At 68.7% G+C, this 25243-nt stretch carries 21 protein-coding genes; 6 read left to right on the top strand and 15 right to left on the bottom strand.

Annotated features, from left to right (window positions below):
- Nucleotides 1-50 precede the first annotated feature (50 nt).
- Nucleotides 51-1406: a 4-aminobutyrate--2-oxoglutarate transaminase gene (gene gabT / locus FBY39_RS08100; RefSeq protein ID WP_141931762.1), complete on the bottom strand. Its 1356-nt coding sequence runs from the start codon at nucleotides 1404-1406 to the stop codon at nucleotides 51-53.
- A 93-nt stretch (nucleotides 1407-1499) separates the two neighbouring features.
- Between gabT and FBY39_RS08095 the strand changes: the two genes are divergently transcribed.
- Both FBY39_RS08095 and FBY39_RS08090 read left to right on the top strand, forming a co-directional pair.
- The gene (locus tag FBY39_RS08095) at nucleotides 1500-3005 is read left to right on the top strand and encodes a PucR family transcriptional regulator (protein ID WP_141931760.1); all 1506 of its coding nucleotides are present in this window, start codon (nucleotides 1500-1502) and stop codon (nucleotides 3003-3005) included.
- 86 nt (nucleotides 3006-3091) lie between these two features.
- Complete coding sequence (locus FBY39_RS08090) at nucleotides 3092-4450, top strand: FAD-binding oxidoreductase (protein WP_141931758.1); 1359 nt, start codon at nucleotides 3092-3094, stop codon at nucleotides 4448-4450.
- Nucleotides 4451-4820: 370 nt separating this feature from the next.
- Here FBY39_RS08090 and FBY39_RS08080 read toward each other — a convergent pair whose 3' ends face one another.
- The gene (locus tag FBY39_RS08080) at nucleotides 4821-6299 is read right to left on the bottom strand and encodes a helix-turn-helix transcriptional regulator (RefSeq protein ID WP_141931756.1); all 1479 of its coding nucleotides are present in this window, start codon (nucleotides 6297-6299) and stop codon (nucleotides 4821-4823) included.
- A gap of 139 nt (nucleotides 6300-6438) precedes the next feature.
- On the opposite strand from FBY39_RS08080, the gene aceA reads away from it, so the two are divergent.
- Together aceA and aceB are read left to right on the top strand one after the other, a co-directional pair.
- On the top strand, nucleotides 6439-7755 hold the full coding sequence (aceA, locus tag FBY39_RS08075) for an isocitrate lyase (protein ID WP_141931754.1): 1317 nt from the start codon (nucleotides 6439-6441) through the stop codon (nucleotides 7753-7755).
- A gap of 30 nt (nucleotides 7756-7785) precedes the next feature.
- Complete coding sequence (aceB, locus tag FBY39_RS08070; RefSeq protein ID WP_396652260.1) at nucleotides 7786-9450, top strand: malate synthase A; 1665 nt, start codon at nucleotides 7786-7788, stop codon at nucleotides 9448-9450.
- 67 nt (nucleotides 9451-9517) lie between these two features.
- Here aceB and FBY39_RS08065 read toward each other — a convergent pair whose 3' ends face one another.
- From FBY39_RS08065 to FBY39_RS08050, 4 genes are all read right to left on the bottom strand, one after another.
- Complete coding sequence (locus tag FBY39_RS08065; protein ID WP_141931750.1) at nucleotides 9518-10069, bottom strand: hypothetical protein; 552 nt, start codon at nucleotides 10067-10069, stop codon at nucleotides 9518-9520.
- A gap of 99 nt (nucleotides 10070-10168) precedes the next feature.
- Nucleotides 10169-12664 (bottom strand): LuxR C-terminal-related transcriptional regulator, encoded by a 2496-nt coding sequence (locus FBY39_RS08060; protein WP_141931748.1) that lies wholly within the window; start codon nucleotides 12662-12664, stop codon nucleotides 10169-10171.
- 16 nt (nucleotides 12665-12680) lie between these two features.
- Nucleotides 12681-13529 carry an ABC transporter permease gene (locus FBY39_RS08055; protein WP_141931747.1) on the bottom strand — a complete coding sequence of 283 codons (849 nt, stop codon included), beginning with the start codon at nucleotides 13527-13529 and terminating at the stop codon, nucleotides 12681-12683.
- The gene (locus tag FBY39_RS08050; protein WP_141931746.1) at nucleotides 13526-14377 is read right to left on the bottom strand and encodes an ABC transporter ATP-binding protein; all 852 of its coding nucleotides are present in this window, start codon (nucleotides 14375-14377) and stop codon (nucleotides 13526-13528) included. The genes FBY39_RS08055 and FBY39_RS08050 overlap by 4 nt, the downstream gene beginning before the upstream one ends.
- Nucleotides 14378-14472: 95 nt before the next feature.
- Here FBY39_RS08050 and FBY39_RS08045 point away from each other — a divergent pair, with 95 nt between their 5' ends.
- Nucleotides 14473-15675: a pyridoxal phosphate-dependent aminotransferase gene (locus FBY39_RS08045; RefSeq protein WP_141931745.1), complete on the top strand. Its 1203-nt coding sequence runs from the start codon at nucleotides 14473-14475 to the stop codon at nucleotides 15673-15675.
- A gap of 366 nt (nucleotides 15676-16041) precedes the next feature.
- Nucleotides 16042-17541 carry an HNH endonuclease signature motif containing protein gene (locus FBY39_RS08040; RefSeq protein ID WP_141931743.1) on the top strand — a complete coding sequence of 500 codons (1500 nt, stop codon included), beginning with the start codon at nucleotides 16042-16044 and terminating at the stop codon, nucleotides 17539-17541.
- Between the two features lie 93 nt (nucleotides 17542-17634).
- Here FBY39_RS08040 and FBY39_RS16420 read toward each other — a convergent pair whose 3' ends face one another.
- The 9 genes from FBY39_RS16420 to FBY39_RS08000 form a co-directional block, all read right to left on the bottom strand.
- Nucleotides 17635-17781, bottom strand: a complete 147-nt coding sequence (locus FBY39_RS16420; protein ID WP_160133040.1) for a hypothetical protein — start codon at nucleotides 17779-17781, stop codon at nucleotides 17635-17637.
- A gap of 165 nt (nucleotides 17782-17946) precedes the next feature.
- Nucleotides 17947-19083: a UDP-N-acetylmuramate dehydrogenase gene (locus FBY39_RS08035; protein WP_141934013.1), complete on the bottom strand. Its 1137-nt coding sequence runs from the start codon at nucleotides 19081-19083 to the stop codon at nucleotides 17947-17949.
- An 8-nt stretch (nucleotides 19084-19091) separates the two neighbouring features.
- Complete coding sequence (locus FBY39_RS08030; protein ID WP_141931741.1) at nucleotides 19092-19523, bottom strand: MaoC/PaaZ C-terminal domain-containing protein; 432 nt, start codon at nucleotides 19521-19523, stop codon at nucleotides 19092-19094.
- Nucleotides 19520-19966 (bottom strand): MaoC family dehydratase N-terminal domain-containing protein, encoded by a 447-nt coding sequence (locus FBY39_RS08025; protein ID WP_141931739.1) that lies wholly within the window; start codon nucleotides 19964-19966, stop codon nucleotides 19520-19522. Before FBY39_RS08025 ends, FBY39_RS08030 begins: the two co-directional genes overlap by 4 nt.
- 37 nt (nucleotides 19967-20003) lie before the next feature.
- Entirely contained in the window at nucleotides 20004-20798 is a 795-nt protein-coding gene (locus FBY39_RS08020) for a sulfite exporter TauE/SafE family protein (protein WP_260837492.1), read from the bottom strand.
- Nucleotides 20795-21523 carry a DUF2510 domain-containing protein gene (locus FBY39_RS08015; RefSeq protein ID WP_141931735.1) on the bottom strand — a complete coding sequence of 243 codons (729 nt, stop codon included), beginning with the start codon at nucleotides 21521-21523 and terminating at the stop codon, nucleotides 20795-20797. Before FBY39_RS08015 ends, FBY39_RS08020 begins: the two co-directional genes overlap by 4 nt.
- A 46-nt stretch (nucleotides 21524-21569) precedes the next feature.
- Complete coding sequence (locus FBY39_RS08010) at nucleotides 21570-22574, bottom strand: sugar phosphate isomerase/epimerase (protein WP_141931732.1); 1005 nt, start codon at nucleotides 22572-22574, stop codon at nucleotides 21570-21572.
- A 60-nt stretch (nucleotides 22575-22634) separates the two neighbouring features.
- Nucleotides 22635-23780 (bottom strand): Gfo/Idh/MocA family protein, encoded by a 1146-nt coding sequence (locus FBY39_RS08005; RefSeq protein ID WP_141934012.1) that lies wholly within the window; start codon nucleotides 23778-23780, stop codon nucleotides 22635-22637.
- Nucleotides 23781-23889: 109 nt separating this feature from the next.
- The gene (locus tag FBY39_RS08000; protein WP_141931730.1) at nucleotides 23890-24936 is read right to left on the bottom strand and encodes a substrate-binding domain-containing protein; all 1047 of its coding nucleotides are present in this window, start codon (nucleotides 24934-24936) and stop codon (nucleotides 23890-23892) included.
- Between the last annotated feature and the right edge of the window lie 307 nt (nucleotides 24937-25243).

The raw sequence follows: 25243 nt of genomic DNA, 5'->3' as shown, positions 1-25243 counted from the left end.
TTCAACTCCTTTGTCTCGTGGCCAGCGGCTCGTTCGGCGAGCGTCTGGGGTCAAGCGGCGGCGAGCGCTGCCGCGACGACGTCCAGGCCCTCGTGGAGCAGTGCGTCGGGGATCGACAGCGGCGGGAGGAACCGGATGACGTTCCCGAAGGTTCCGCATGTCAGGACGATGACACCCTCGGCGATGCACGCCTTGGCGACGGAGGCCGTGAGCGCGGCATCCGGCTCTCCCGTCTCGGGGTCGACGAACTCCGCCGCGACCATGGCGCCGTGCCCGCGGACGTCGCCGACGCGCGGATCGGATGCCTGGAGGCCCGTGAGCCGATCGGTGAGGATTGCACCGATCTCGCGCGCCCGCTCGATGAGCCCCTCGGTCTCGAAGGCCTCGATCGCCGCGAGCGCGGCAGCGCACGCGACGGGGTTGCCGCCGTACGTCCCGCCGAGGCCGCCCGTGTGCGCGGCATCCATGATCTCGGCCCTCCCGGTCACGGCGGCGAGGGGGAGCCCCCCAGCGATCCCCTTCGCCGTCGTGATCAGGTCGGGAACGATGCCGAACAGGTCGCTCGCGAACATCTCGCCCGTGCGAGCGAAGCCGCTCTGGATCTCGTCCGCGATGAACACGACGCCGTTCGCCCGGCACCAGTCGACGATCGCGGGAAGGAACCCCTCCGCCGGCACGATGAAGCCGCCCTCACCCTGGATCGGCTCGATGATGACGGCAGCGAGGTTACTCGCCCCCACCTGCTTCTCGATGATCGAGATCGCCGCCTTCGCGGCATCCGCTCCGGAGAGTCCGTCGCGGAACGGGTACGACATCGGCGCACGGTAGATCTCACTCGCGAACGGACCGAAGCCGCTCTTGTACGGCATCGACTTCGCCGTCAGCGCCATCGTCAGGTTGGTGCGGCCGTGGTATCCGTGATCGAACGCGACGACCGCCTGCTTCTTGGTGAACGAACGGGCGATCTTGACGGCATTCTCGACCGCCTCGGCGCCGGAGTTGAACAGCGCGCTCTTCTTGACGTGGTCGCCCGGAGTGACCCTGTTGAGCGCTTCGGCCACCGCGACGTACGACTCGTACGGCGAGACCATGAAGCACGTGTGCGTGAACTGCGCGACCTGCGCCTGCACGGCCTCGACGATCTTGGGGTGGGCGTTGCCGACCGTCGTGACGGCGATCCCGGAGCCGAGGTCGATGAGCGAGTTCCCGTCGGCGTCGACGATGACGCCCCCGCCGGCGGCGACGGCCTCGATCGGTGCGGTGTGCCCGACACCCGCCGCGACGGCTGCCGCCTTGCGCTCCAGCAGCTGGCGGGAGCGCGGGCCGGGAATGCTCGTGACCAGTCGTCGCTCTTGTGGGAGGGAGGGTCCGCCCAGGGGTGTCGTGACGGTGTCGATCGCAGTCATGATCGGGAGCGTAGGGCGACCGCGAACACCCGCACACCTGCCGGCGTGTACATTCTGCGATGGAGCCTATACCAGTCGTACAGGAGTGATGTCATGGATGCCGGTGTCGAGACGCCCACGCTGCGCGCCCTCCTCGCGCGACGCGACCTCCACCTCCGGCTCGAAGGGGAACCGCAGGGATTGGACGCCCCCATCCGGTGGGTCCACTCGAGCGATCTCGCCGACCCGACGCCGTTCCTCTCCGAAGGGCTCGTGCTCCTCACGACAGGAACACAGTTCCCCGACGCGACCGGATACGTCGAGTACGTCGAGCGTCTGTCGGCGCGCGGAGTCGTGGGCCTCGGGTTTGGCACGGAGGTCGTGCGCATCGGTATCCCCCCCGAACTCTCCGCGGCGTGCGCCGCCGTCGGCCTGCCGCTGTTCGAAGTGCCCTACCGGACGCCGTTCATCGCCGTCGCCCGGGCGAACGCCGAGGCGATCGCCGCCGAGGCGTACGCGCGGCGCAGCTGGGCGCTCGCGGCGCAGCGCGCGATCGCGCTCGCAGCGCTCCGCCCGGACGGCCTCGGAGCGACCGTGGCGGAGCTCGCGCGGCAGCTGGACACGTGGGTCGGCCTGTTCGACGCCGCGGGCGAGCTCGTGCGCGAGCACCCCGCCCCGTTGCATCCGTCCAGCGCCGACGCCCTGCGCGCCGAGGTCGACGGCGTGCTGCGGCGCGGTGCCCGCGCGGGTTCGTCACTGCGGATCGGTCCGCTGCCCTTCACGCTGCAGACGCTCGGCCGGGGCGGTCACCTCCGCGGCGTCATCGCGATCGCGGCGGGCGACCTCGACCAGGAAGGTCGAGGTGTCGTGACCGCCGTCATCGCGATGGCGGGGCTCGCGCTGGAGCAGCACCAGGGCCTTGCGAAGGCGCGCAACGCCCTGCGGGCGGGCCTCGTGCAGTCGCTTCTGACCGACGACCCGGCACTCGCGCGGCGGGTCGCCCGCGACCTCTGGGGATCGCTTCCGTCTGCGCCGGTCCTCGTGGCGGTGACGGATGCGGCATCCGCTCGCCGTGACGGACTCGCCGAGCTGCTCGAACTGCGCGCCGACGAACGCCGCGGAGCGCTCTTCTTCGGCCGGACGGACGACGGACTCGTGATCGTCGCGCCCGCGGGCGACCGGCGCGCGATCGACGAGGTCGCAGACCGGTTCGGCACCCGGCTCGGCGTGTCGGAGCCGACGACCTACGACGGGTTCCGCGGCGCCGTCGAGCAGGCCCGGCTCGCACGCGACCGCGGGACGAGCGCGGTCACCGACTTCGCAGCGGTCGCGCGATCGGGGGTGCTGTCGGCGCTGTCCGGCGACGCGCGTACGCTCGCTCGGGCGGAGCTCGGGCCGCTCATCGCGCACGATGCGGCCGAGGGAACGCAGCTCGTCGACACGCTCAAGGGCTGGCTCGACAACGACTGCTCGCACGAGGCCTCGGCGCGGGCGCTCGGTGTCCATCGCCACACGATGCGCACGCGCCTCGCCGTCGTCGAGCGCGTGTTGGGGCGCGATCTGTCGTCCTTCGCGACACGCGCGGAGCTCTGGGCGGCGCTGCGCGCCCTCGACGCCTGACCTCGGCGGCGGGTCTGTCCGTCGACGCGCAGACTCCCGACGAATCGGCCGAGCCGCTCATCGGGATGCCGGGAGAGGATGGGCGCATGCACAACGGCGAGGTCTCGTGGTGGTGGCGGCAGCTCGGCGGGAGCCCGGAGTCAAGAGCACCGCTCCCCGGTGGGATCGATGTCGACGTCGCGATCGTCGGCGGCGGCTACACGGGACTCTGGACCGCCTACTACCTCAAGACTCTGCAGCCGGACCTGCGGATCGCCGTGCTCGAGCAGCGCTTCGCCGGCTTCGGAGCGTCGGGCCGCAACGGTGGGTGGCTGACGAACTCGGTGACCGGCGGCCGGGCTCGCTACGGACGCGAACCCGGCTCTCGCCAGCAGGCCGCGCTCAACCAGTCCGTCGACGAGGTCATCGCCGTCACGACCCGTGAGGGCATCGACGCGGACATCGTGAAGGGCGGAGAACTCGAGGTGGCCCGCAGCCCCGCCCAGCTCGCGAGATTGCGCGCCGCAGCGGACGAGGAGCAGTCCTGGCCGCATACGGATGTCGACGTGCTGGATGCCGCAGCCGTGGCATCCCGGATCCGGATCGCCGGCGCGGTCGGCGGCATCTGGCATCCGCACTGTGCGCGCGTCCACCCCGCCAAACTCGCGGCGGGGCTCGCTGCCACCGTCGAGCGGATGGGCGTCGCGATCTACGAGTCGACGCGCGTCGAGCGGATCGAGCCGGGCCGGGCCATCACGGACCGCGGCGTCGTGCGGGCCTCGCACGTCCTCCGCGCGACCGAGGGGTTCACGGCGAACCTCTCGGGCGAACACCGCACGTGGCTGCCGATGAACTCGTCGATGATCGTCACCGATCCGCTGCCATCCGCCGTGTGGGACGCGATCGGGTGGACCGGCCGGGAGACTCTGGGAGACTTCGCGCACGTGTACATGTACGCGCAGCGCACGGCCGACGACCGCATCGCGTTCGGCGGTCGCGGTGTGCCGTATCGGTACGGCTCGCGTGTCGACACCGACGGCACGACGCAGGAACGCACGATCGCCTCACTGGCGCAGCTGCTGCGGGAGTTCTTCCCGGATGCCGCGGACGTCCCGATCGCCCACGCGTGGGCGGGCGTGCTCGGCGTGCCCCGGGATTGGGCAGCGACCGTGGGCCTCGACCGGCGCACGGGGATCGGGTGGGCCGGCGGCTACGTGGGCACCGGCGTCACCGCGACGAACCTCGCCGGTCGTACGCTCGCCGATCTCGTCCTCGAGCGCGACACCGACCTCGTACGTCTGCCGTGGGTCGGACACCGCGCGAAGCGCTGGGAGCCCGAACCGCTCCGCTTCACCGCCGTCAACGCCATCTACGGCGCCTACCGCGCTGCCGACCGCGCCGAGTCCCGCGGCGGGTCCCGCACCTCCGCGTTCGCACGGCTCGCCGACCTCGTCGCGGGGCGCTGACCCGCGGCATCCGTCCCCCCGCCTCCCCGCTCCTCCCCTCCTCTTCGCCGCGCCTCCCCGCCTCTTCGCCTCTCCGCCGAGCCTCCCCGCCTCTCCGCCGAGCCTCCCCGCCTCTCCGCCGAGCCTCCCCTCCTCTTCGCCGAGAAGACCCGAAACGTCGTGCTTGCAGCCGGCAACGAACGGTTTCGGTCTTCTCGGCAGAGAGGGTGAGGATGCCGCGACGGCAGCGCTCCCGAGGCGCGGGAGTCGCGTTCCCGGAGCAGCGTCGCCGCCCAGCACGCCGAGAAGACCCGAAACGTCGTGCTTGCAGCCGGAAACGAACGGTTTGGGTCTTCTCGGCAAAGGGAGGACGGATGCCGCGAGGGCGGGGTCAGCGGGGGGCGTGGGCCTCGAGGAACTCGTACAGGTCGGTCGTGTCGACGCCGGGGAAGGCGCCGGTCGGGAGGGTCGCGAGGAGAGTGCGGGGCGTCCGGACGTTCGGCCAGGCGTTCTCGCGCCATGACGTCTCGAGCTCGACCGGGGCACGGCGGCAGCAGACCTCGACGGAGTGCGGTGACACGCCGCGATTGGACGTGTCGCGCCCGAGGAACCACTTCGTGTCGTCGAAGCGCACCCCCACCGAGACCGAGTGGGCGCCTTCACTCGACAGCTCGACGCGCGCCGTGCACCAGTAGGTTCCGTTGCCGGTGTCGGTGTACTGGTAGTACGGGTTGAAGTGGTCGTCGACGTCGAAGACGACGCGCGAGGTCCACTTGCGGCAGCACATCTGCCCCTCGATGGCCCCGAGGCGATCGGTCGGGAAGTTGACGTCGTCGTTCTCGTACGCCTTCGTGATGGTGCCCGACTCGTGGACCTTCAAGAAGTGCACGGGGATGCCGAGATGCACCGTCGCGAGGTTGGTGAACCGGTGCGCCGCGGTCTCGTACGACACGGAGTACGCGTCGCGCAGGTCTTCGATCGAGATCGCGCGGTCTGCCTTGGCATCCTGCAAGAACGGCACGGCGTGCGCCTCCGGCACGAGCAGAGCCCCGGTCAGGTAGTTCGTCTCGACCCGCTGGCGAAGGAACTCCGCGTACGACGTCGGCTCACGGTGGCTCAAGATGCGACTCGAGAGCGCCTGCAGCACGGCGGTGCGCGGGTCGCCCTTCATCGCGAGCCGGCTCGAGAGGTACAGACGACCGTTCTTGATGTCGGCGACGCTGCGGGTCGTCTGCGGAAGATCCGGAACGTAGTGGAGCGTGAACCCGAGGTGTGCGGCGATGTCCGAGGCCGTCCGCTGTGTGAGCGGTCCACCGGGGTGATCGACCGCCTCGAGGATCGCCCGCGCGTGCTCCTCGAGTTCCGGGAAGTAGTTGTTCTGGGTGCGCATCAGCCGGCGCAGTGCGACGTTGGCTCGCCGAGCTTCCTCCGGGGTCGCCGCCCGCTCGTCGCGAAGGCGTTCGATCTCTCCCTGCAGCGCGAGGAGCGCCTTGAGCGCCTCGGTCGGCACCGTCTTGCCGATGCGGAACGGAGGGATGCCGAGCGCCTGGAACGTCTGCCCGCGCATCGCCCGCTCGATCGCGATCTCGAGGGTCGCCCGCTCATCGAGCGGCTCGGACTCGAGAAGCGCGTCGAGCGAGGAGCCCAGCGCACGCGCGATCGACTGCAGAAGCGTGAGCTTCGGCTCACGCCGACCGTTCTCGATCATCGAGAGCTGGCTCGGGACGCGGTCGACCGCGGCGGCGAGTTCCTCGAGGGTCATTCCGCGTTCGGTGCGAAGCTGCCGGATCCGGCGGCCGATCGTCAGTGCATCCACTTCTCCATCGTCCGGGTCATCGACGAGGGGATCGCGGGCGGGGGACGTCGTCATACCCGGATTCTGTCACGAAACGTGAAATACGGACAAAGTTCACACCCGATTTCGTAGGGATCGACCCGTTTCTTCACCGCAAAGTGGTGTCATACCTCGCTGAGGCACCCGCCGCAGCATCCCGAACCAGGAGGACGACATGACGATCCACTCCACACCCGGCCAGCCGCCGCTCCGCGCGGGAGACCAGACGCAGACGGCCGCCGAGCTCCAGGAGATCTGGGACACCGACCCGCGATGGGATGGCATCCAGCGTACGTTTACCGCCGAGGACGTCATCGCGCTCCGCGGCTCGGTCCGCGAAGAGAGCACCCTCGCCCACCGCGGCGCGGAGAACCTCTGGAACCTCCTCCACACGGAGGACTACATCCGGGCGCTCGGCGCGTACACGGGCGGTCAGGCCGTGCAGCAGGTGCGCGCAGGCCTCAAGGCGATCTACCTCTCGGGGTGGCAGGTCGCCGCTGACGGCAACCTCGCGGGCCAGACCTACCCCGACCAGAGCCTCTACCCCGCCAACTCGGTGCCCGCTGTCGTGCGCCGCATCAACAACGCGCTCCTGCGCCAGGACCAGATCGAGACCGCCGAGGGCGAGCTCTCGCAGGACTGGCTCGCGCCGATCGTCGCCGACGCCGAAGCCGGCTTCGGCGGACCGCTCAACGCGTACGAGCTCGCTCAGTCGCTCATCCAGTCGGGTGCCGCGGGCATCCACTGGGAGGATCAGCTCGCGTCGGAGAAGAAGTGCGGACACCTCGGAGGCAAGGTGCTCGTGCCGACGCAGCAGCACATCCGGACGCTCAACGCGGCCCGTCTCGCCGCCGACGTCGCGGCGGTCCCGACCGTCATCATCGCGCGGACGGATGCTCTGGCCGCCGACCTGCTGACGAGCGACGTCGACGAGCGCGACCGCGAGTTCACGACCGGCGAGCGCACGAGTGAAGGCTTCTACCGTGTTCGTCCTGGCCTGGATGCCGTCATCAGTCGCGGCCTCGCGTTCGCGCCGTACGCCGACCTCATCTGGGTCGAGACGGGAGAGCCCGACATCGAGCTGGCGCGCGAGTTCGCCGCGGCGATCCACGCGGAGTACCCCGGGAAGCTCCTGGCGTACAACTGCTCGCCGTCGTTCAACTGGAAGCGCCACCTCGACGACGAGCAGATCGCGACCTTCCAGCAGGAGCTCGCCGACCTCGGCTACAAGTTCCAGTTCATCACGCTGGCCGGATTCCACGCGCTCAACTATTCGATGTTCGACCTCGCCTCGGGCTACGCCGAACGCGCCATGAGCGCCTACGTCGAACTGCAGGAGGCGGAGTTCGCCGCCGAGTCCCGCGGCTACACCGCGACCAAGCACCAGCGCGAAGCCGGCACGGGCTACTTCGACCGTGTCTCGACGGCGCTCAACCCCGACAGCGCCACCCTCGCTCTCGCGGGCTCCACCGAAGCCGCGCAATTCCATTGATCCGCTGAAACCTCTCACCGACCGGAGCACATGATGACCACCGCCACGGGCATCGCGCCCACTCGCCCCACCTCGTCCCGATCGTCGACGCACGCACCCTCGATCGAGATCACGGGCACCCTCCGCGACCGCTACGCCGAGATCCTCACGCCCGAGGCGCTCGCGTTCCTCACGGAGCTGCACGACCGCTTCGCCGGCCGCCGCTACGACCGGCTCGCCGACCGCATGCGTCGCCGCTTCGAGGTCGGCAACGGCCACGATCCGAGCTTCCGCGCCGAGACGACGCACATCCGCGAGGATCCGGACTGGCGCGTCGCGGGTGCCGGCCCGGGCCTGGAAGACCGACGCGTCGAGATCACGGGTCCCACCGACCCCAAGATGACGATCAACGCGCTCAACTCGGGTGCCCGCGTCTGGCTCGCCGACCAGGAGGATGCCACGAGCCCCACCTGGAAGAACGTCATCGAAGGGCAGCTGTCGCTGCGGGATGCGATCCGCGGCGAGCTCTCCTTCACGAGCCCCGACGGCAAGCGCTACGAGGTGACGGCCGAGGAGACCCCGACGATCGTCATGCGCCCGCGCGGGTGGCACCTCGTCGAGGAGCACCTGCAGTTCACCGATCGCGCGGGACGCCGGCTCGCGGCATCCGGATCCCTCGTCGACTTCGGGCTGTACTTCTTCCACAACGCCGTGCGCCTGATCGAGAACGGCCACGGGCCCTACTTCTACATCGCGAAGCTCGAGTCGAGCGAAGAGGCGAAGCTGTGGGACGACGTCTTCAGCTTCAGCGAGCGCTACGTCGGCATCCCGCACGGGACGATCCGCGCGACCGTCCTGATCGAGACGCTCCCCGCGGCGTTCGAGATGGAGGAGATCCTCTTCGAGCTCCGCGACCACATCGCGGGACTCAACGCGGGACGGTGGGACTACATCTTCTCGATCATCAAGAACTACCGCGGACGCGGCGCGCGATTCGTCCTGCCCGACCGGAGCGAAGTGACGATGACGGTCCCGTTCATGCGCGCCTACACGGACCTGCTCGTCAAGACGTGCCACAAGCGCGGCGCCTTCGCGATCGGCGGCATGAGCGCCTTCATCCCCAACCGCCGCAACCCCGAAGTGACGGAACGCGCGTTCGAGAAGGTCGCTGCCGACAAGAAGCGCGAGGCCGGTGACGGGTTCGACGGCACGTGGGTCGCCCACCCCGACCTGATCCCGGTCGCGATGGCGGAGTTCGACGCCGTGCTGGGCGAGCGCCCCAATCAGGTGGATCGCCAGCGCGACGACGTCGAGGTGCGGGCATCCGATCTCATCGACGTGCACATCGGACTCCCCGTCACGGCAGCGGGCGTCTACGGCAACGTGTCGGTCGCAGTGCGCTACATCGAGGCGTGGCTGCGAGGGCTCGGCGCCGTCGCGATCGACAACCTGATGGAGGATGCCGCGACGGCCGAGATCAGCCGATCGCAGATCTGGCAGTGGATCCACCAGGACCGGACGACCGAGGACGGCGAGCGCATCACGCGCGAGTACGTCGAGGGCCTCATCGAGCGGGTGCTCGGCGAGGTGACGCGCTCGGAGGGCGACCGCTTCGATGATGCAGCGGCCGTCTTCCGTGACGTCGCACTCGGCAGCGACTTCCCCGCGTTCTTGACGCTGCCCGCCTACAGCCGGTACCTCGCGCACGCGGACTAGAGGGTCCACGACGACGACCCGGACCGCCGAGATGCGGCCCGGGTCGTCGCTTCCCCCCGAGTGGCCGCTACTCCTGCACCGTTTCCACTTCGCCGACGGTCACGGACGGAGTGCCGCTGGATCCTCCGCCGAATCCGCCGAAGAAGCCCCCACCACCGAAGAAGCCCCCGCCGCCACCGCTGTTCTCGGGCGTGACGTGGATCACTTCGAGCTCACCGACCTCGACGTTCCCCTCGGGAACCTCTTCCTCGATGGGTGCCGGCGGCACGTAGTCGTGGTTGTAGTAGTAGTTGCCGTCGATCTCGATCCACTCCTGCGTTCCGGCATGACGGCACACGATGCTTGCGACGACGCCCTGGCAGTTCCACGGATTCCCGGTCTGGTCGACGTACTCCGGCTCCGGGACGGTCACTTCGTACTGCTGTTCGTACTGGTAGACCGCGCCGCAGTTCGGATCGTTCTGGAAGATCGGGACTCCGTCGGCGCCGACGGTCCGGCTGATGCCGCCGCCGACGCACTCGGGCGCGGCGAAGGCGGCGCCCGCCGTGCCGAAGACCATACCCCCCGTGGCGAGCGCGCCCGCCGCGAGGGTGGCGAGGGTGCGTGTCGTCTTCTTCATGTCGTCTCCTCCTGCTCGGAATCGCGGCCGAGCATCCCCGGCCTGAATCCATCCAGCCAGAGCACGAGAGAAGCGGGTACCCGGGAAATCCCGGGGTGCTCACCCCACGAGAGCGAGTCCGACGGCCGCGCGCGAACTGACTTCGAGCTTTGCGACGACGCGACCGACGTGCTCCTCGACCGTTCGCGGGCTGATCGACAGCTGCGTCGCGATCTCCTTGTTCGCCAGCCCTCGCGCCACGAGGTGCGCGATCTCCCGCTCGCGCGGGGTGAGGCGCGACACGAGCGCGCCATCGAGTCGTGCGTGGTACGCGCGTGCCCGACGGCTGGCCCGCGCGTAGTGGAGCGGCATCCCCAGCTCCTCGAACACGCCTGCCGCGGAGAGCGCGAGTGCGGCAGCCCGTTCGGGATCGGCGTCGACGTCGGCGGCGATCCGTGCTTCGACCATCACGATGTGCGCCTCCTGTGCACGGAGCCCCGACCCCGCGCTCTCGGTGCGTGCCCGAGCGACCAGGCGAGTCGCCTCCTCCCCCGCCCCGAGGGAGAGATGGATGGTGGCGGCGTCGAGCAACCTGTAGGTGAGCAGCGCATCGGGCGCGAGATCGACCATGGGCGCCGAGATCGGAGGGGCGAGACGCGCCTCGGCGCGACGGAGGAGGGTGCTCACCGTGCGGCGCCACCAGGTGTCGGCCGGAAGCCCCGCTTCCCGCAGGAGGGCGATCGCTTCGGCGAGGCGTTCGGGTTCATCGCGCCACTCGGCGACGTACAGGCGCGCAGCGGCCGCGATCGACACGGCATCGGGCCCCGCGTACCGCCGCGCGTCGTCTCCGGCCGCTCGCGCGGCGGCAGCGGCCTCGTCGAGGCGTCCGGATGCCACCATGGTGAACGCACGTACGGAGTGGAGAGCCGCTCGCGCCTGCACCCTCCCCGTGTCCCGGGCGACGCGGATCGCTCTGTCGACGATCCAGGATGCCGTCTCGTACTCTTCCAGGACGAAGGCCGCCCAGCCGAGATCCGCGCACACCTCGCTGACGTCGCGCCACTGCGCGGCGGAGGCATCGCGGAGCACGTTCGCGACGGAGGAGAACTCTTCGCGCGCCGCGACGATGTCGCCCGCGTTCAGCAGACCGAGCGTGCGCAGCGACCGCACCGCGATGTCCGCCGCGGCGGAGACCTCACCGCTCGCGTGAGCGCGGGCGAAGAGCTCGAGCGTGTCCAGCGCTTCGTCCCACGCGTCACGGGCGATGGCGAGCGACGCGCGTTCGATCTGGAACGCGAGGTCATCGACCGCGACAGCGGTGTCCAGGAGCTCGTGCGCCTCGTCCAGTCGACCCGCCATGCGCAGCGCCTGGAGCCGGAGGGCGAGCGCCTCACCCGTGCCGTGCTCAGGCGCTCGGTCGAGCACGTCCACCGCGTCCTCCGGCGAGCCGCAGACGATGAGTGCGCGGGCGAGGAGCAGATCGCGTTCCGCGTCGCGGCGGTGCGTCGTCGAGCGGAGCCAGCGCACGGCCGCCCCGGGGTCGTCTGCGAGCGCGACCGCCGATGCCGCCACGATCGCCTCGATGTCGTCCGGGGTCTGGGTTCCGCCGAGGAGGTGGAGGTGCTCGGCGCGTTCCAGCTGCGAGAAGGCATCCCTCATGCCGCTGAGCATCCGGTGTGCCCGCAGCCTCTCCGCAGCGTCGACGCCGCGATAGGCGGACGCGCGAAGGAGGGGATGCGAGATGCGCAGTCCGTGCGGTGAGGGACTGAGCAGTTCACGTCCTCGCAGCACGTCGGCCGACCGGGAGACGTCGGCAGGGTCGAGACCTGTCAATGCGGCGACGGCTTCGACGTGCAGGTGACCGACGATCGCGACGGCTCTCAGGACCGCCTGGGTGTCGTCGTCGAGCGAGCGGATGTCGGAGCGGAGCGCCCCGTACACGCTCGGCATCTCGTCGAGCCGCACTCCGTCCAGCGCAGCCTCGAAGGCATCGACGCTCGGGCGCTCCCACCACAGCTGCGTCAAGAGGGTCGCGAACAGCGGGTTGCCGTCGGAGCGTTCGACGATGCAGTCCAGGGCCTCCGGCGGAGCGTCTCCGGCGATGCGGCGCAGCGCGTCGGGCGCGAGCGGCGCGAGGCGCACACGATCCAGGGGGATGCCGCAACGGCGCGCCGCTTCGAGAAGCACGTGGGGCACCTGCGTCGGACGGTGAGCCACGAGCAGCGCCAGCTGAGGGGCGTGGAGGAGCAACGAGACGAGGACGCCGAGGGATGCGTGGTCGATCCAATGGACATCGTCGACGACGAGAACCGTGGGCTCCTCGGCGAGCGCTCGCGCCATCCGTTCCGCCAGCGAGTGCTCCTCGTCGGCGGGGTTGGGACTGATCGACAGGGCGTGCAAGGCCCGCTCGATCGACTGCAGCGGCGTATCCGTGCCCATCGTGACCGGACCGGTGCGGACGACGCGGCATCCCAGTTCCGAGACGACAGCGTGCAGCACCGCGGTCTTGCCCGCCCCGATCGGCCCCTCGAGGAACAGCATGACCCGATCGCCCGCCGCTTCCCGCAGACGTGATTCCACACGCGCGCACTCGCTCGCGCGCCCCGGAAGCACCATCCTCACAAACCCGTGGTCAGGCGCTGCGGCGGATCCAGCGGAAGGTGAGTCGCGCGAGCACGAGGCCCACGACGAGCCACACGCCGAGCGCGATCGCGACCCCGCCGAGGTTCCACTCTCCGCCCTGCTCGAGCGCGGCGTAGTCCTCGGGGAGGAAGACGGCGCGCATCCCCTGCGCCATCCACTTGAGCGGGAAGATCCCCGCGGCGTTCTGCAACCACTCCGGCAGCTGCGAGAAGACGAGGTACACCCCCGACACGAACTGGAGGGCCAGCGCGATCGGCACGACGACGGCCGTCGCACTCTTTCCCGAGCGAGGGAGGGCGGACAGGGCGATCCCGAGGAGGGCGGAGGTTGCGATACCGAGCACGAACACCCACGAGAAGATGAGCCAGCGCTGCGGATCGGTCGGAAGCTCGGCACCGAGCACGACCGTCGCGAACAGCAGGATCAGCGCAGCCTGCATGACACCGGTCGCACCCACCTGGCAGAACTTGCCGAGGAAATAGCTGACCGGCGACAGGGGCGTTCCCCCGAGCCGCTTGAGCGTGCCGTCGGACCGCTCGACGGCGATGTCCATCGCGAGGTTCTGGAAGCCCGAGAGGAGCAGCCCCGCCGCGATCATCCCCGGGAGGTAGAGCTCCGCCGTTGAGAGGGGAGGAACACCGGGGTCGAGCTGGACTTGACCATCCGAGCCGAACGCGACACTGAACAGCCCCAGCATGAAGATCGGGAAGAGGAAGGTGAAGAAAAGCGAGTCGCCGGAGCGGAAGTACTGGAGGATCTCGAATCGCGCCCGCCACAGTCCGATGGCGACGATGCTGCGACGCTTCGTGAGGGTCCTCGTCCGCACCGTCGTCGTCATGAAACCGCCTCCTCGCCCACGAGCGCGAGATAGATGTCCTCGAGACTCGGGCGAACGATCTCCAGCGACGGCGGAGCTTCCCCCAACCGTCGGGCGAGAGCCTGCGCGAACGCGAACGGTTCGTCGGTGCGCTCCTCGCGCAGCATCCCGTCTTCGCGCCACCGCACGATCGGGATCCGCGACTCGGGATCACCGAACCCGTCGACGGGACCCATGGCCTGCAGGCGCCCCGAGGAGATGACGGCGACACGATCGGCGAGCTGCGCCGCCTCATCGAGATAGTGGGTCGTGAGGAGGATCGTCGTGCCCTCCGTCTGGAGTCGACGGATGAGGTCCCAGAACTCGCGGCGCGCGTGCGGGTCGAATCCCGTCGTCGGCTCATCGAGGAACAGCAGCTCCGGGCGGCCGATGATCCCGAGTGCGACGTCGACGCGACGCTGCTGCCCACCGGAGAGCTTGGCGATGCGCGTCTTCGCCTGGTCCTGCAGTCCGACCGCGGCGATCACCTCTTCGACGTCGCGCGGGCGCGGATAGAAGCCGGCGAAGAGGGTGAGCTGCTCTCTGACCGTGACGAGCCCCGCCTGCCCTGCCGACTGGAGCACGATGCCCAGCCGCGCCTTCCAGTCCAGCCCGCCCGTCTGCGGATCGACACCGAGGACGGACACCTCGCCACCCGTGCGTCTCCGGTAGCCCTCGAGGATCTCGACCGTCGTCGATTTCCCCGCACCGTTCGGCCCCAGCAGAGCGAACGTCTCTCCTCGGGCGATGTCGAACGACACGTCGTCCACGACCGCGCGATCACCGTACGTCTTGCGCAGGTTCTTCACGCGCACCGCAGTCGATTCCATCCCCCCAGCTTGCTACCCGAAGCTGCGAACGACCAGCACGACTTTCCGCCGGGGCTGCCCCGCGGCTCACGCTCCGCCCGAGTACGCTCGGAGGCGTGACCGAACGCGCCCCTCTATCCCGCAAGCTCAGCTCCATCGCCGAATCGGCGACCCTCAAGGTCGACGCCAAGGCGAAGGCCCTCCAAGCCGCCGGCCGGCCCGTCATCTCGTATGCCGCCGGCGAGCCCGACTTCGCGACACCGCAGTTCATCGTCGACGCGGCAGCAGAAGCCCTGCACGATCCGGCGAACTACCGCTACACACCAGCGGTCGGCCTGCCCGTCCTCCGGGAGGCGATCGCCGCCAAGACGCTGCGCGACTCCGGGCTCGAGGTGTCCGCCTCGCAGGTCGTCGTGACCAACGGGGGAAAGCAGGCGGTCTACCAGGCATTCCAGACAGTCCTGAACCCCGGCGACGAAGTGCTCCTCCCGGCCCCGTACTGGACGACGTATCCCGAAGCGATCGCGCTCGCCGACGGTGTTCCCGTCGAAGTGTTCGCGGGGGCCGATCAGGACTACAAGGTCACGGTCGAGCAGCTCGAACAGGCGCGGACGGACCGAACGACGGCTCTCGTCTTCGTGTCTCCGTCAAACCCCACGGGCTCGGTCTACACGCCCGAAGAGACGCAGGCCATCGGAGAGTGGGCGGTCGAGCACGGGATCTGGATCATCTCGGACGAGATCTACCAGAACCTCGTCTACGGTGGCGCACGCGCCGTGTCGATCGTCGAGGCCGTTCCGGATGCCGCGAACCAGACGATCCTCGTCAACGGCGTCGCCAAGACGTATGCCATGACGGGCTGGCGCGTGGGCTGGATGGTCGGACCCGCCGACGCGATCAAGCTCGCGGCGAACCTCCAGTCGCACCTCTCGTCGAACGTCAACAACATCGCTCAGCGCGCCGCGCTCGCGGCGTTGACGGGACCCCAGACCGAGGCGGAGGAGTTCCGGCAGGCCTTCGACCGACGGCGCCAGGTGATCGTCGCGGAGCTGTCGAAGATCGCGGGAGTCACGGTTCCCGATCCGCTGGGCGCGTTCTACGCCTACCCCGACGTTCAGGGCCTCTTGGGGCGCGAGTGGCGCGGGAAGCGGATCGAGACCTCGCTCGAGCTCGCGGACCTCATCCTCGACGAGGCGGAAGTCGCCGTCGTGCCGGGCGAGGCGTTCGGGCCTTCCGGATATCTCCGGCTCTCTTACGCCCTGGGCGACGACGCGCTGCTCGAGGGTGTGCGCCGCCTGCAGGATCTGTTCTCAGACTGACGAGTGTCGCGGGCGGCGAACTCGCAGCCTGATCGCGTGATCACACGTCAGCGGACCGGGAACCCGACGTTCGAGGCGACCCGATCGGGAACATCGGAATAGCCAAGCCCGCAAAAGCAATCAGGGGCCACAAGCTGTTCGCCACGATCGCCAACACAATCCCCAGCACCGCGATGCTGAGTGCGATGCTCCACACCGCGACCCTCACCCACCTGGGCACACCCGCTGCGGAATCGTTCGCCATGCCTCGATCTTACGAACGGCCTTCGGTCGCGCGGTGAATCCACATCCCCCCAGACGTCTGAATAGTACACAGATTCGACACCTCTTCGATCTGTGTCGTATGTTCGTACTACGCTTATATGCATGAGCCACAATCTGACCACCGACGAGGGGTGGACGAACGCGCTCGATGACCTCGTCACGGGGATGATCGAGACACGGCGGCAGATCGCGGCTTTCGAAGCGCGACAGGAGCGCCTCCTGTCGGAGGCTGTCGACCTCACGATCGCTCGGACCGCACAGGCGCGGGCGGCGGGGCGACGAATGACGCGCGGCGACCTCGCGATTCGAGAGGTCGCCGCCGAACTCGGCGCCGCGATGCGTGTGTCCGACCGTACGGTGCAGTCACGCATGGGCGATGCCGCGAGTCTGACGTCCCGCTTCCAGGCGACTCTGTGCGCGTGGGAAGACGGGCGGATCTCCGCGGCGCACGCGCGCATCATCCTCGACATCGGTGCCGCGATCTCCGACGATGCTGTCTTCGCTCAGTTCGAAGCGACGGCGCTCGGTATTGCAGAAACCGAAGCCCCCGCACGTCTTCGGGCGCTCGCTCGTGCCGTCGCAGCGCGGCTCGATCCGGAAGAGACGGCCGACCGCCAACGCCGCGCCCTCGACGACCGGCTCGTCCGACTGATCGATCTCGACGACGGTCTCGCTCGGATCATCGCCGATCAGCCGGCACCGCTCGCGTACGCGATCTTCGACCGCCTAACGCAGTTGGCGCGCGAGGTGCGTGGAGCGTCGGACGCCGAGCCTGGGCTCGACGACGCGGAGGGTGCGGCCGCGGGTGCAGAGGATGCGGGCGCGGGCACGACCGCGGAGTGCGCGCGCGGCGATGCGGCGGAACCCGCGTTCGTGACGGGACCGACGAAGCTGCGACAGGAAGGAAGCGACGCCGGCCACGACCTGGGCGTTCCCGATTCGCAGTCCGCCATCGCCGATACGCGCACGATCGACCAGCTGCGCGCCGACGTGTTCGCCGACCTGCTTCTTGCGGGAGCGCCCGCCGCGCATGGGGACGGCGCGCTCGGGGCCGTCACGGGGCACGTGCAGGTCACGGTGCCCGTGCTCACGGCCGCCGGTGTCGGCACGGAACCTTGCCTGCTCGCAGGATACGGTCCGATCGAAACGACGCTGGCTCTCCGGCTCGCGGGCAAGGCGTCGGGTTGGGATCGCGTCCTGACTCACCCGCACACGGGTGCTGTGCTCGCGGTCGACCGCTACCGTCCCGACGAGAGCCTTCGGCGCCACTTGCGCGCACGTGACGAACACTGTCGCATGCCCGGATGCCGCCGGTCCGCGAGGCGTTCCGACATCGATCACACGAAGGATGCCGCGAAGGGCGGCCCGACGAGCGAGACGAATCTTGCCCACTTCTGTCGTCGACACCACACGCTGAAACACCACACGGCGTGGCGGGTGCGACAACGACCGGGAGGAATCATCGAGTGGATCTCGCCGACGTCACGCACCTACCGTGATCGACCACCGAGCACCGTGAGGTTCGTGCCGACCGACTGGCACGCCGTCGCTGTCGACAACTCAGACGATATGCAGAACAGTCGCGCCCGCGCGCCGTTCTGACCGAACCCTGACACCGCAGGGAGGACCCGCGATGCCCCGCACCGGACGGCAGCAGCGGACCACACCGCCGGACCGAACCCCGAAGTCCGAATCTCAGGCCAGCTGCTCGTGGCCCGGCTGCGCGGCATCCATCTCGGGCGACTGCAACTGCATGATCGCGAGCGCTTCGTGAACGGCCCCGACACTCGTGTCGATGTCACCGAAATGGTGGAGGAACCCGTTCGAGTCACGAATGGTCATCGTGACGTGGGCCCGTCCGTGCCGCGGCAGAGCCGATTTCTTCGATATGCGCGATGCCATGGTCGTGCGGTCCCCTCTCTCGCTCTGCGAAACTACCGGTCGAACGCCTGCGCGCAGGCGCTCAACACACCGCGGAATCGGCGGGTTTCACCCGGCGGATACTCTTCACAGCTCGACGTTGACCAGGACAGGCTCGGGCTGCAGGATGAGCCCGAATTCCGCCTGCACACGCCCCTGGATGAAACGAGCCAGTTCGGCGATCTCGGCCGCCGTGGCACCGCCGCGGTTCGTCAGAGCCAGCGCGTGCTTGGTCGACAGCGCCGACCTCGAGCGTGGAAGGCGGAACCCCTTGCGCAGCCCCGCGTGCTCGATGAGCCACGCGGCGCTCACCTTGACCGACGTCTCCTGCTCGACGGGCGCGGGAACATAGCCGTCGAACGTCGAGAGCGGGAAGACCAGCACGGTATCGAGATCGGGCGCGACAGGCCATCGCGGACACTCCGCAGGGAGGGATGCCGCGAACGATGAGGAGACGATCGCGTTCTGGAAGAACGAGCCGGCGCTGTACGTGTCGGGGTCGTCGGGATCGAGCACCATCCCTTTTCGCGCACGCGTCGCGAGCACGTGATCGCGGATCCAGGCCACCGTGACGGCATCGCTCTCCGCCAGCCCGAGGGCCGAGCGGAGCTGCGCACCGGCGATGGGGCGCGGAGCATCCCCCACCTCGGCCAGCTCGAGCGTCACCGAGAGGATGACGGCCGAACGCTCCGGAACGGATCCGTAATGCCGCTTGAGCGCGGAGGTGCGGAAGCCCAGCGCGAGCTCCGCGGCCGAAACAGTGCGCACTTCGCCGTCGGACTCGTCGATCAGCTCGACTTCGACGAGCGTCTGGATGATCTCCTGCCCGTACGCGCCGACGTTCTGCACGGGGGCGGCGCCCACCGTGCCGGGGATGCCCGACATGGCCTCGATTCCCGCGAGCCCCTCTTCGACGGCGTACGCGACGAGCGCGTCCCAGTCGTGCCCCGCCTGAACCCGCACGCGCACGAAGCCCGCGCGCGGCGACGGCAGCCGTTCGATGCCCGACGTGAGGATCCGCACGACGACCCCCTCGAAGGGGTCGTCGCCGGCGAAGAGGTTCGACCCGCCGCCCAGGACGAGCCAAGCGTCACCGCTCCCCCACACGTCGCGGAGAGCCTTCACGAGGTCGTCCGACGTGCGGGCCTCGATCATGCGGTCGGGGACGCCGCCGGTTCTCAGCGTCGTGAGCTGAGCGAGCGCGACAGGCTCGACCTCGAGCATCTCGGACGTCATACGAGACGTACGCGCGCCTGCGCCTTGCCGAGAACCGTCGTGTCCGAATGGGTCACCGTGAAATCGACGCGCATCGTCTCTTCGTCCACGGCACCGACCTTGGCGACGACGGTGACATCGGCGCCCGTTTCCGGATCGACGACGACGGGTCGCGTGAAGCGCACGCCGTAGTCGACCAGTCGCGCGATGTCGCCGACCCACGGCGTGATCGTGCCGATCGCGAGCCCCATCGTGAGCATGCCGTGGGCGAGCACACCCGGAAGACCGACCGCCGCCGCGACGTCGTCGCGATAGTGGATGGGATTGAAGTCTCCCGATGCTCCCGCGTACCGAACGAGCGACTCGCGCGTCAGGTGGACGGTGCGCTCGGCGACGACATCGCCGACGGCGGGAGCGCCCGGAACAGCCGAAACATCGTGCGTGGTCATGAATCGCCTCCGACGAGGAGAACCGATGTCGCCGTGACGACGTGGGCCCCGGCGGCATCCGTCACGACGGCATCGCTCGTGACCATCGCGTTCGCACCGAGAGTGCGGATGCCGGTGACGGCGAGCTTCGCGGTCAGCTCGTCGCCCGCGACGATGGGACGCGAATAGGTGAAGCGCTGCTCGGCGTGCAGCACGCGCGAGAGCTCGATGCCGGAGTCCGGCTCCGCCAGCAGCTGTTGGAGCGTCAGATCCTGGACGACCATCGCGAATGTGGGCGGGGCGACGACGTCCGGGTATCCGAGTGCCTGCGCGGCCGCGGGATCCACGTGGGACGGGTCATCCGCAAAGACCGCGCGGGCGAACTCGCGCACTTTCTCACGACCGACGAGATACGGCGCCGTCGGAGCGAAGTCGCGCTCGACGAGTTCGGGGTTCACTGGCACCGTCTCATCCTACGCGCGGGCTCGCGCGCGGATCATGTCAGCGCGAGCGTCCGCGCACGGCACGGATCGCCATCTGGACGGCGATCACGACGAGGAAGGCGGCGAAGAGGATATTGCCCGTGAGGGGGTCGATCAGTGTCGCCAACCACGCACCGAGCGCCGTCGTCGTACACGCTGCGCCGCCGACGATCGCCGCCGCGACGAGGTCGATATTGCGGCGGCGCACATTGCCGATCGTGCCCGAGATGGCGGTCGGGATCATCATGAGCAACGACGTCCCCTTCGCGATCAGGTCGCTCGCGCCGAACAGCAGCATGAGGACAGGCACGACGACGACGCCTCCCCCGACACCGAGGAGCCCCGCGAGGATACCCGTGACGACACCGAGCACGACGAGTCCCGCGCCCGTGAGCCACGTCAGGACGAGCTCCGCGTCACGCGAGGGGATGACGACGAAGAGGCTCACGATGACGATCCCGAGGAAGCCGACGAAACCCCATCGCAGCACCGTCAGCGGAACCCTCGGGAGCAGCCAGGTGCCGATCTGCGCACCCACGACCGCGCCGGCGGCGAGGATGAGGCCGGGGATCCAGGCGACCGAGTCGTGCACACCGTACGAGATGACACCGATCGCCGCCGTGGGGACGATCGCCCCCAGCGACGATCCTGCCGCCAGGCGCTGGTCGAAGCCGAGGATGAGGACGAGGAGCGGCACGATGACCGTGCCGCCGCCGACACCGAAGAGCCCCGAGAGCAACCCGGACGCCAAGCCGATCCCGATGCACGCGAAGACGTAGCCGGCGTTGCGTGACCGGGACGCGGCACCCGTCACGAACGGACCTCGTCGATCACCCAGCCATCGCCGGACGGGACCACGACATAGGTCCATCGGTCGGCGAAGGGCGTCGGCTCTTCGACGAGCTCGCCGTTCTCATCGATGTAGCTGTCGTAGCTCTCGAGCGTGTCGATGACGAACGATGCACCGTCGTCTTCGATACCGGTGATCGACAGGCTGTAGTCCTCGACGGAGTCGCTGAAGTACTGCGAGGACTCCTCGAAGCCGTCGCAGTCGCGGATCTGCTCGAACAGCTGCATGTCCTCGCTCGTGACGGCGAAGTACTCGTCGCAGTCGCCGTCGAGCCACGCGTCGTTGTACTGCTCGACGACCGCGACGGCAGCCCGCTCGTCATCGGTCTGGGGAGCCACGCCCGATGGCGATGACGACGACGTCGCGAGGTTGAGGAAGAGGAGCGGGATGAGAACCGCGGCGGCGATGACGATCCCGAGGAGAACGACGCCCAGCACGACCCACACGATCCACACCTTGGATCGCTCGGGCTGCGTGGCCGCGACGAAGGCACCGCCCTGATGATCGGGGGATGCGGCATCCGCCATCTCGGCGAAGTCGGCGAGCTCGGGCGGCACGTCGGTGTCGCGATCAGCATCGGAATCCGCGGTGGGATCCGGATTCGCGACGTGCTCCGTCCAGGCCGATCCGTCCCACCACCGGAGGGCACCGTGTCCGTCGTCGTACCATCCGGGCGGCATCGAGGTCATGGGGTCAGCGTACCCGCGGGCATGCGGACCCCATGACCTCGACGTCCTACTTCGTCGAGAAGGCGGCGTCGAATGCGGCCTCAGACGGCTTGTACGACGAGAGCCGCCGCACGAACGCGAGCGCCTCGGGAGCGCCGACGAGACGGTCCATGCCCGCGTCTTCCCACTCGACCGAGAGGGGACCTTCATAACCGATCGCGTTGAGCATGCGGAAGGCGTCCTCCCACGGCACGTCGCCGTGGCCGGTCGAGATGAAGTCCCATCCGCGACGCGGGTCGGCCCATGCCAGGTGCGACGAGAGGCGACCGTTGCGTCCGTTGTTCAGGCGCTTCTTCGTGTCCTTGCAGTGGACGTGGTAGATCCGGTCCTGGAAGTCCCACAGGAACCCGACCGGGTCGAGGTCCTGCCACACCATGTGCGACGGATCCCAGTTCAGTCCGAACGCCTCCCGGTGCCCGATGGCTTCGAGGGTCTGCACCGTCGTCCAATAGTCGTACGCGATCTCCGACGGGTGAACTTCGTGCGCGAAACGCACACCGACCTCGTCGAAGACGTCGAGGATCGGATTCCACCGGTCTGCGAAGTCCTGATAACCGGCATCCACCATCGCCTGCGATGCGGGCGGGAACATCGCGACGTACTTCCAGATCGACGAGCCCGTGAAGCCGGTCACTGTCTTGACACCGAGCTTGGCGGCGAGGCGTGCCGTGTTCTTCATCTCCTCGGCCGCACGCTGGCGCACGCCCTCGGGATCACCGTCGCCCCACACGTGGTCGGACAGGATGTCGCGGTGACGCTGATCGATCGGGTCGTCGCACACCGCCTGACCCTTGAGGTGGTTCGAGATCGTCCAGACCTTCAGCCCGTTGCGCTCGAGCACGTCGAGCTTGCCCTGGACGTAGGCGTCGTCGTCCCATCGCCACGGGTCGAGGTGATCGCCCCAGCAGGCGATCTCCAAGCCGTCGTAGCCCCATTCGCCTGCCAGCCGAGCGACCTCTTCGAACGGCAGATCGGCCCACTGACCCGTGAAGAGAGTGATCGGTCGCGTCATTGCGTTGTCCTTCCGTTGTGACGTTTCGGAATCTGCGTGTCGTTGCGGATGCTGCGGACCTCAGACGCCCGTCGGGGTCCAGGCGCTTCCCGCCTCGGACGACTTCTCGACCGCGTCGAGGACCCGCTGCACGTGCAGTCCGTCGGCGAAAGACGGGTGCGGCTGCGTGCCGTCGGAGATCGCCGTGACGAAGTCGTAGACCTGGTGCGAGAACCCGTGCTCGTAGCCGAGCATATGACCGCTCGGCCACCAGGGGGCGAGATACGGGTGGTCGGGCTCCGTGACGAGAATGCGCTGGAAGCCCTGACCCGTCGACGGGAGCGTCGCGTCATAGAACTCGAGCTCGTTGAGGCGCTCGAGGTCGAACGAGATCGCACCGGCCGATCCGGAGATCTCGATCCGCAGGGCGTTCTTGCGGCCGGTGCGGAAGCGGGTCGCCTCGAACGACGCGAGCGCTCCCGACGTGAGACGGCCCGTGAAGAGGGCGATGTCGTCGACCGTGACCTCGCCGCGCTCGGTGGACGCCGTGCCCGAGAGACCCTGCCCCTCGCCGAGGAGCGGGCGTTCCTTCACGATCGTCTCGATGATGCCCGACACGGACGTCACGCGTTGGCCCGTGATGTACTCCGTCAGGTCTACGGCGTGGGCGCCGATGTCACCGAGGGCACCCGATCCGGCATGCTCCTTCTTCATGCGCCACGTGAGCGGCGCATTCGCATCCATGAGCCAGTCCTGCAGGTACTCCGCGCGGACCTGGCGCACCTCGCCGATGCGCCCTTCCGCGATGAGGTCGCGGGCGAGCGTCGTGGCGGGGACCCGGCGGTACGTGAATCCGACCATGGAACGGACGCCGCGGGTCGCAGCGCGCTCGGCGGCGGCAGTCATCGCCTCCGCCTCTTCGACGGTGTTGGCCAGGGGCTTCTCGCACAGGACGTGCTTGCCCGCGTCGAGAGCGGCGATCGCGATCTCGGCGTGGGTGTCACCCGGGGTGACGATGTCGACGACGTCGATGTCGTCGCGCTGGACGACCTCGCGCCAATCGGTCGCGCTCTCGTCCCACCCCCATTTACGTGCGCATGCCGCGACCTTGTCGGCGTCGCGTCCGGTGACGACGCTCATCTCGACGGGGCGCGGAAGTTCGAAGAATCGGGGGGCGACGCGCCACCCTTGGGAGTGGGCTGCGCCCATGAAGCCGTGGCCGATCATGGCGACGCGCAGCGGGCGATCGCGGGGTGAGTCTGTCATCGCGAGATCCTCTCGTGGATAGGGCAACGGGGCGCCCGCCCGGATGGACGGACGCCCCGGTGGTGTGTCGTCAGGAATCGAACGAGAGGCCGATGAAGTCGGCGACGTTGTCCTTCGTGACGACGGGAGCGTCGAGCACGATCCGGTTCGGGACCGACGGGGTGATGAGGTCGCTCATCGTCTTGCCCTGGGCGATGAGGCGTGCCAGCGCGATACCGTCAGCGGCCTGCGTCGAGGGGTAGATGACGGTCGCCTTCAGGACCGAGTCGTCGGCCTCGATGGCTTCCATCGCGTTACGGCTCCCCGCGCCGCCCATCATGATGAACTCGTCACGACCGGCCGCGTTGATCGCAGCCAGCACACCGATGCCCTGGTCGTCGTCGTGGTTCCAGATGCCATCGATCTGCGGGTTGGCCGACAGCAGCTGCGACGTGACAGCCTCACCACCGGCAACAGTGAAGTCCGCCGCCACACGCGGGCCGACCTCGAGGCCGCAGTCGCTGAGCGCGTCCGCGAAGCCCGCCGAACGGTCCTGCGTGAGGGGCAGCGAGTCGATCCCGGCGATCTCCGCGATGACCGCGTCAGGGTTGTCACCGAACTGCTCGCAGAAATACGTACCCGCCGAAACACCCATGCCGTAGTTGTCACCGAGGATCGTGGCGCGCGCAGCGAACGGGCTGGAGAACTCACGGTCGACGTTCACGACGGGAATCCCCGCCTCCATCGCCTTGATCGCCACCTCGGTGAGCGCCGCACCATCAGTGGGGAGCAGAACGATCGCGTCCACGCCCTCGTTGATGAACGTCTCCACCGCGGCGATCTGCGCGTTGGCGTCGTTCGTCCCCTCCGCCTGACGCAGCTCGACATCGTCGAAGCTCTCCGCAGCGGCAAGAGCACCCGAGTTGATCGCACCGAGCCAACCATGATCGGCAGCAGGACCCGAGAAGCCGATGACGACCGTCTCACCAGCCTCCGCATTCTCCTCGCTCGTCGTGCCCTGATCGACGACCTCCTCCTCCGTCGCACCACTGGTGCAGCCGGCGAGAAGGCCGATCGAAGCGATTGCCGCGACGCCCGCCAAGACGAGTCGCGATCGCGCTGTGATGTGTGAGCGCATTTCTAGTTCCTCCTTGAATGTGATGCAGCTTCGACAGGTGAACCCGAGGGGGAAGCCGCCCACACTCGTGGTGTCCACGCTGACGCCACTCACCGTAGCAGAAGTGTGCGCGGATTTGTCATCTTTTGATTTTCAGTCGTCAGAAGTACCGAATCCTCTAGTTATCAGCCGAAGTCGCCGCGTTTCCCGCCGACTCTGCACCTGCACCGTCCGTCATGCGCCGTGAGATTGGTACTGCACACGGCCCTTCAACTCGTGTTATGTTCGGCGGGTGATCAAAGTTGACCATCCATCGGCATTACTCGAT

Origin of the sequence: Microbacterium sp. SLBN-146, assembly GCF_006715145.1 — a bacterium.
Lineage (GTDB): Bacteria > Actinomycetota > Actinomycetes > Actinomycetales > Microbacteriaceae > Microbacterium.
This window is presented reverse-complemented; position numbering and strand designations above follow the sequence as displayed.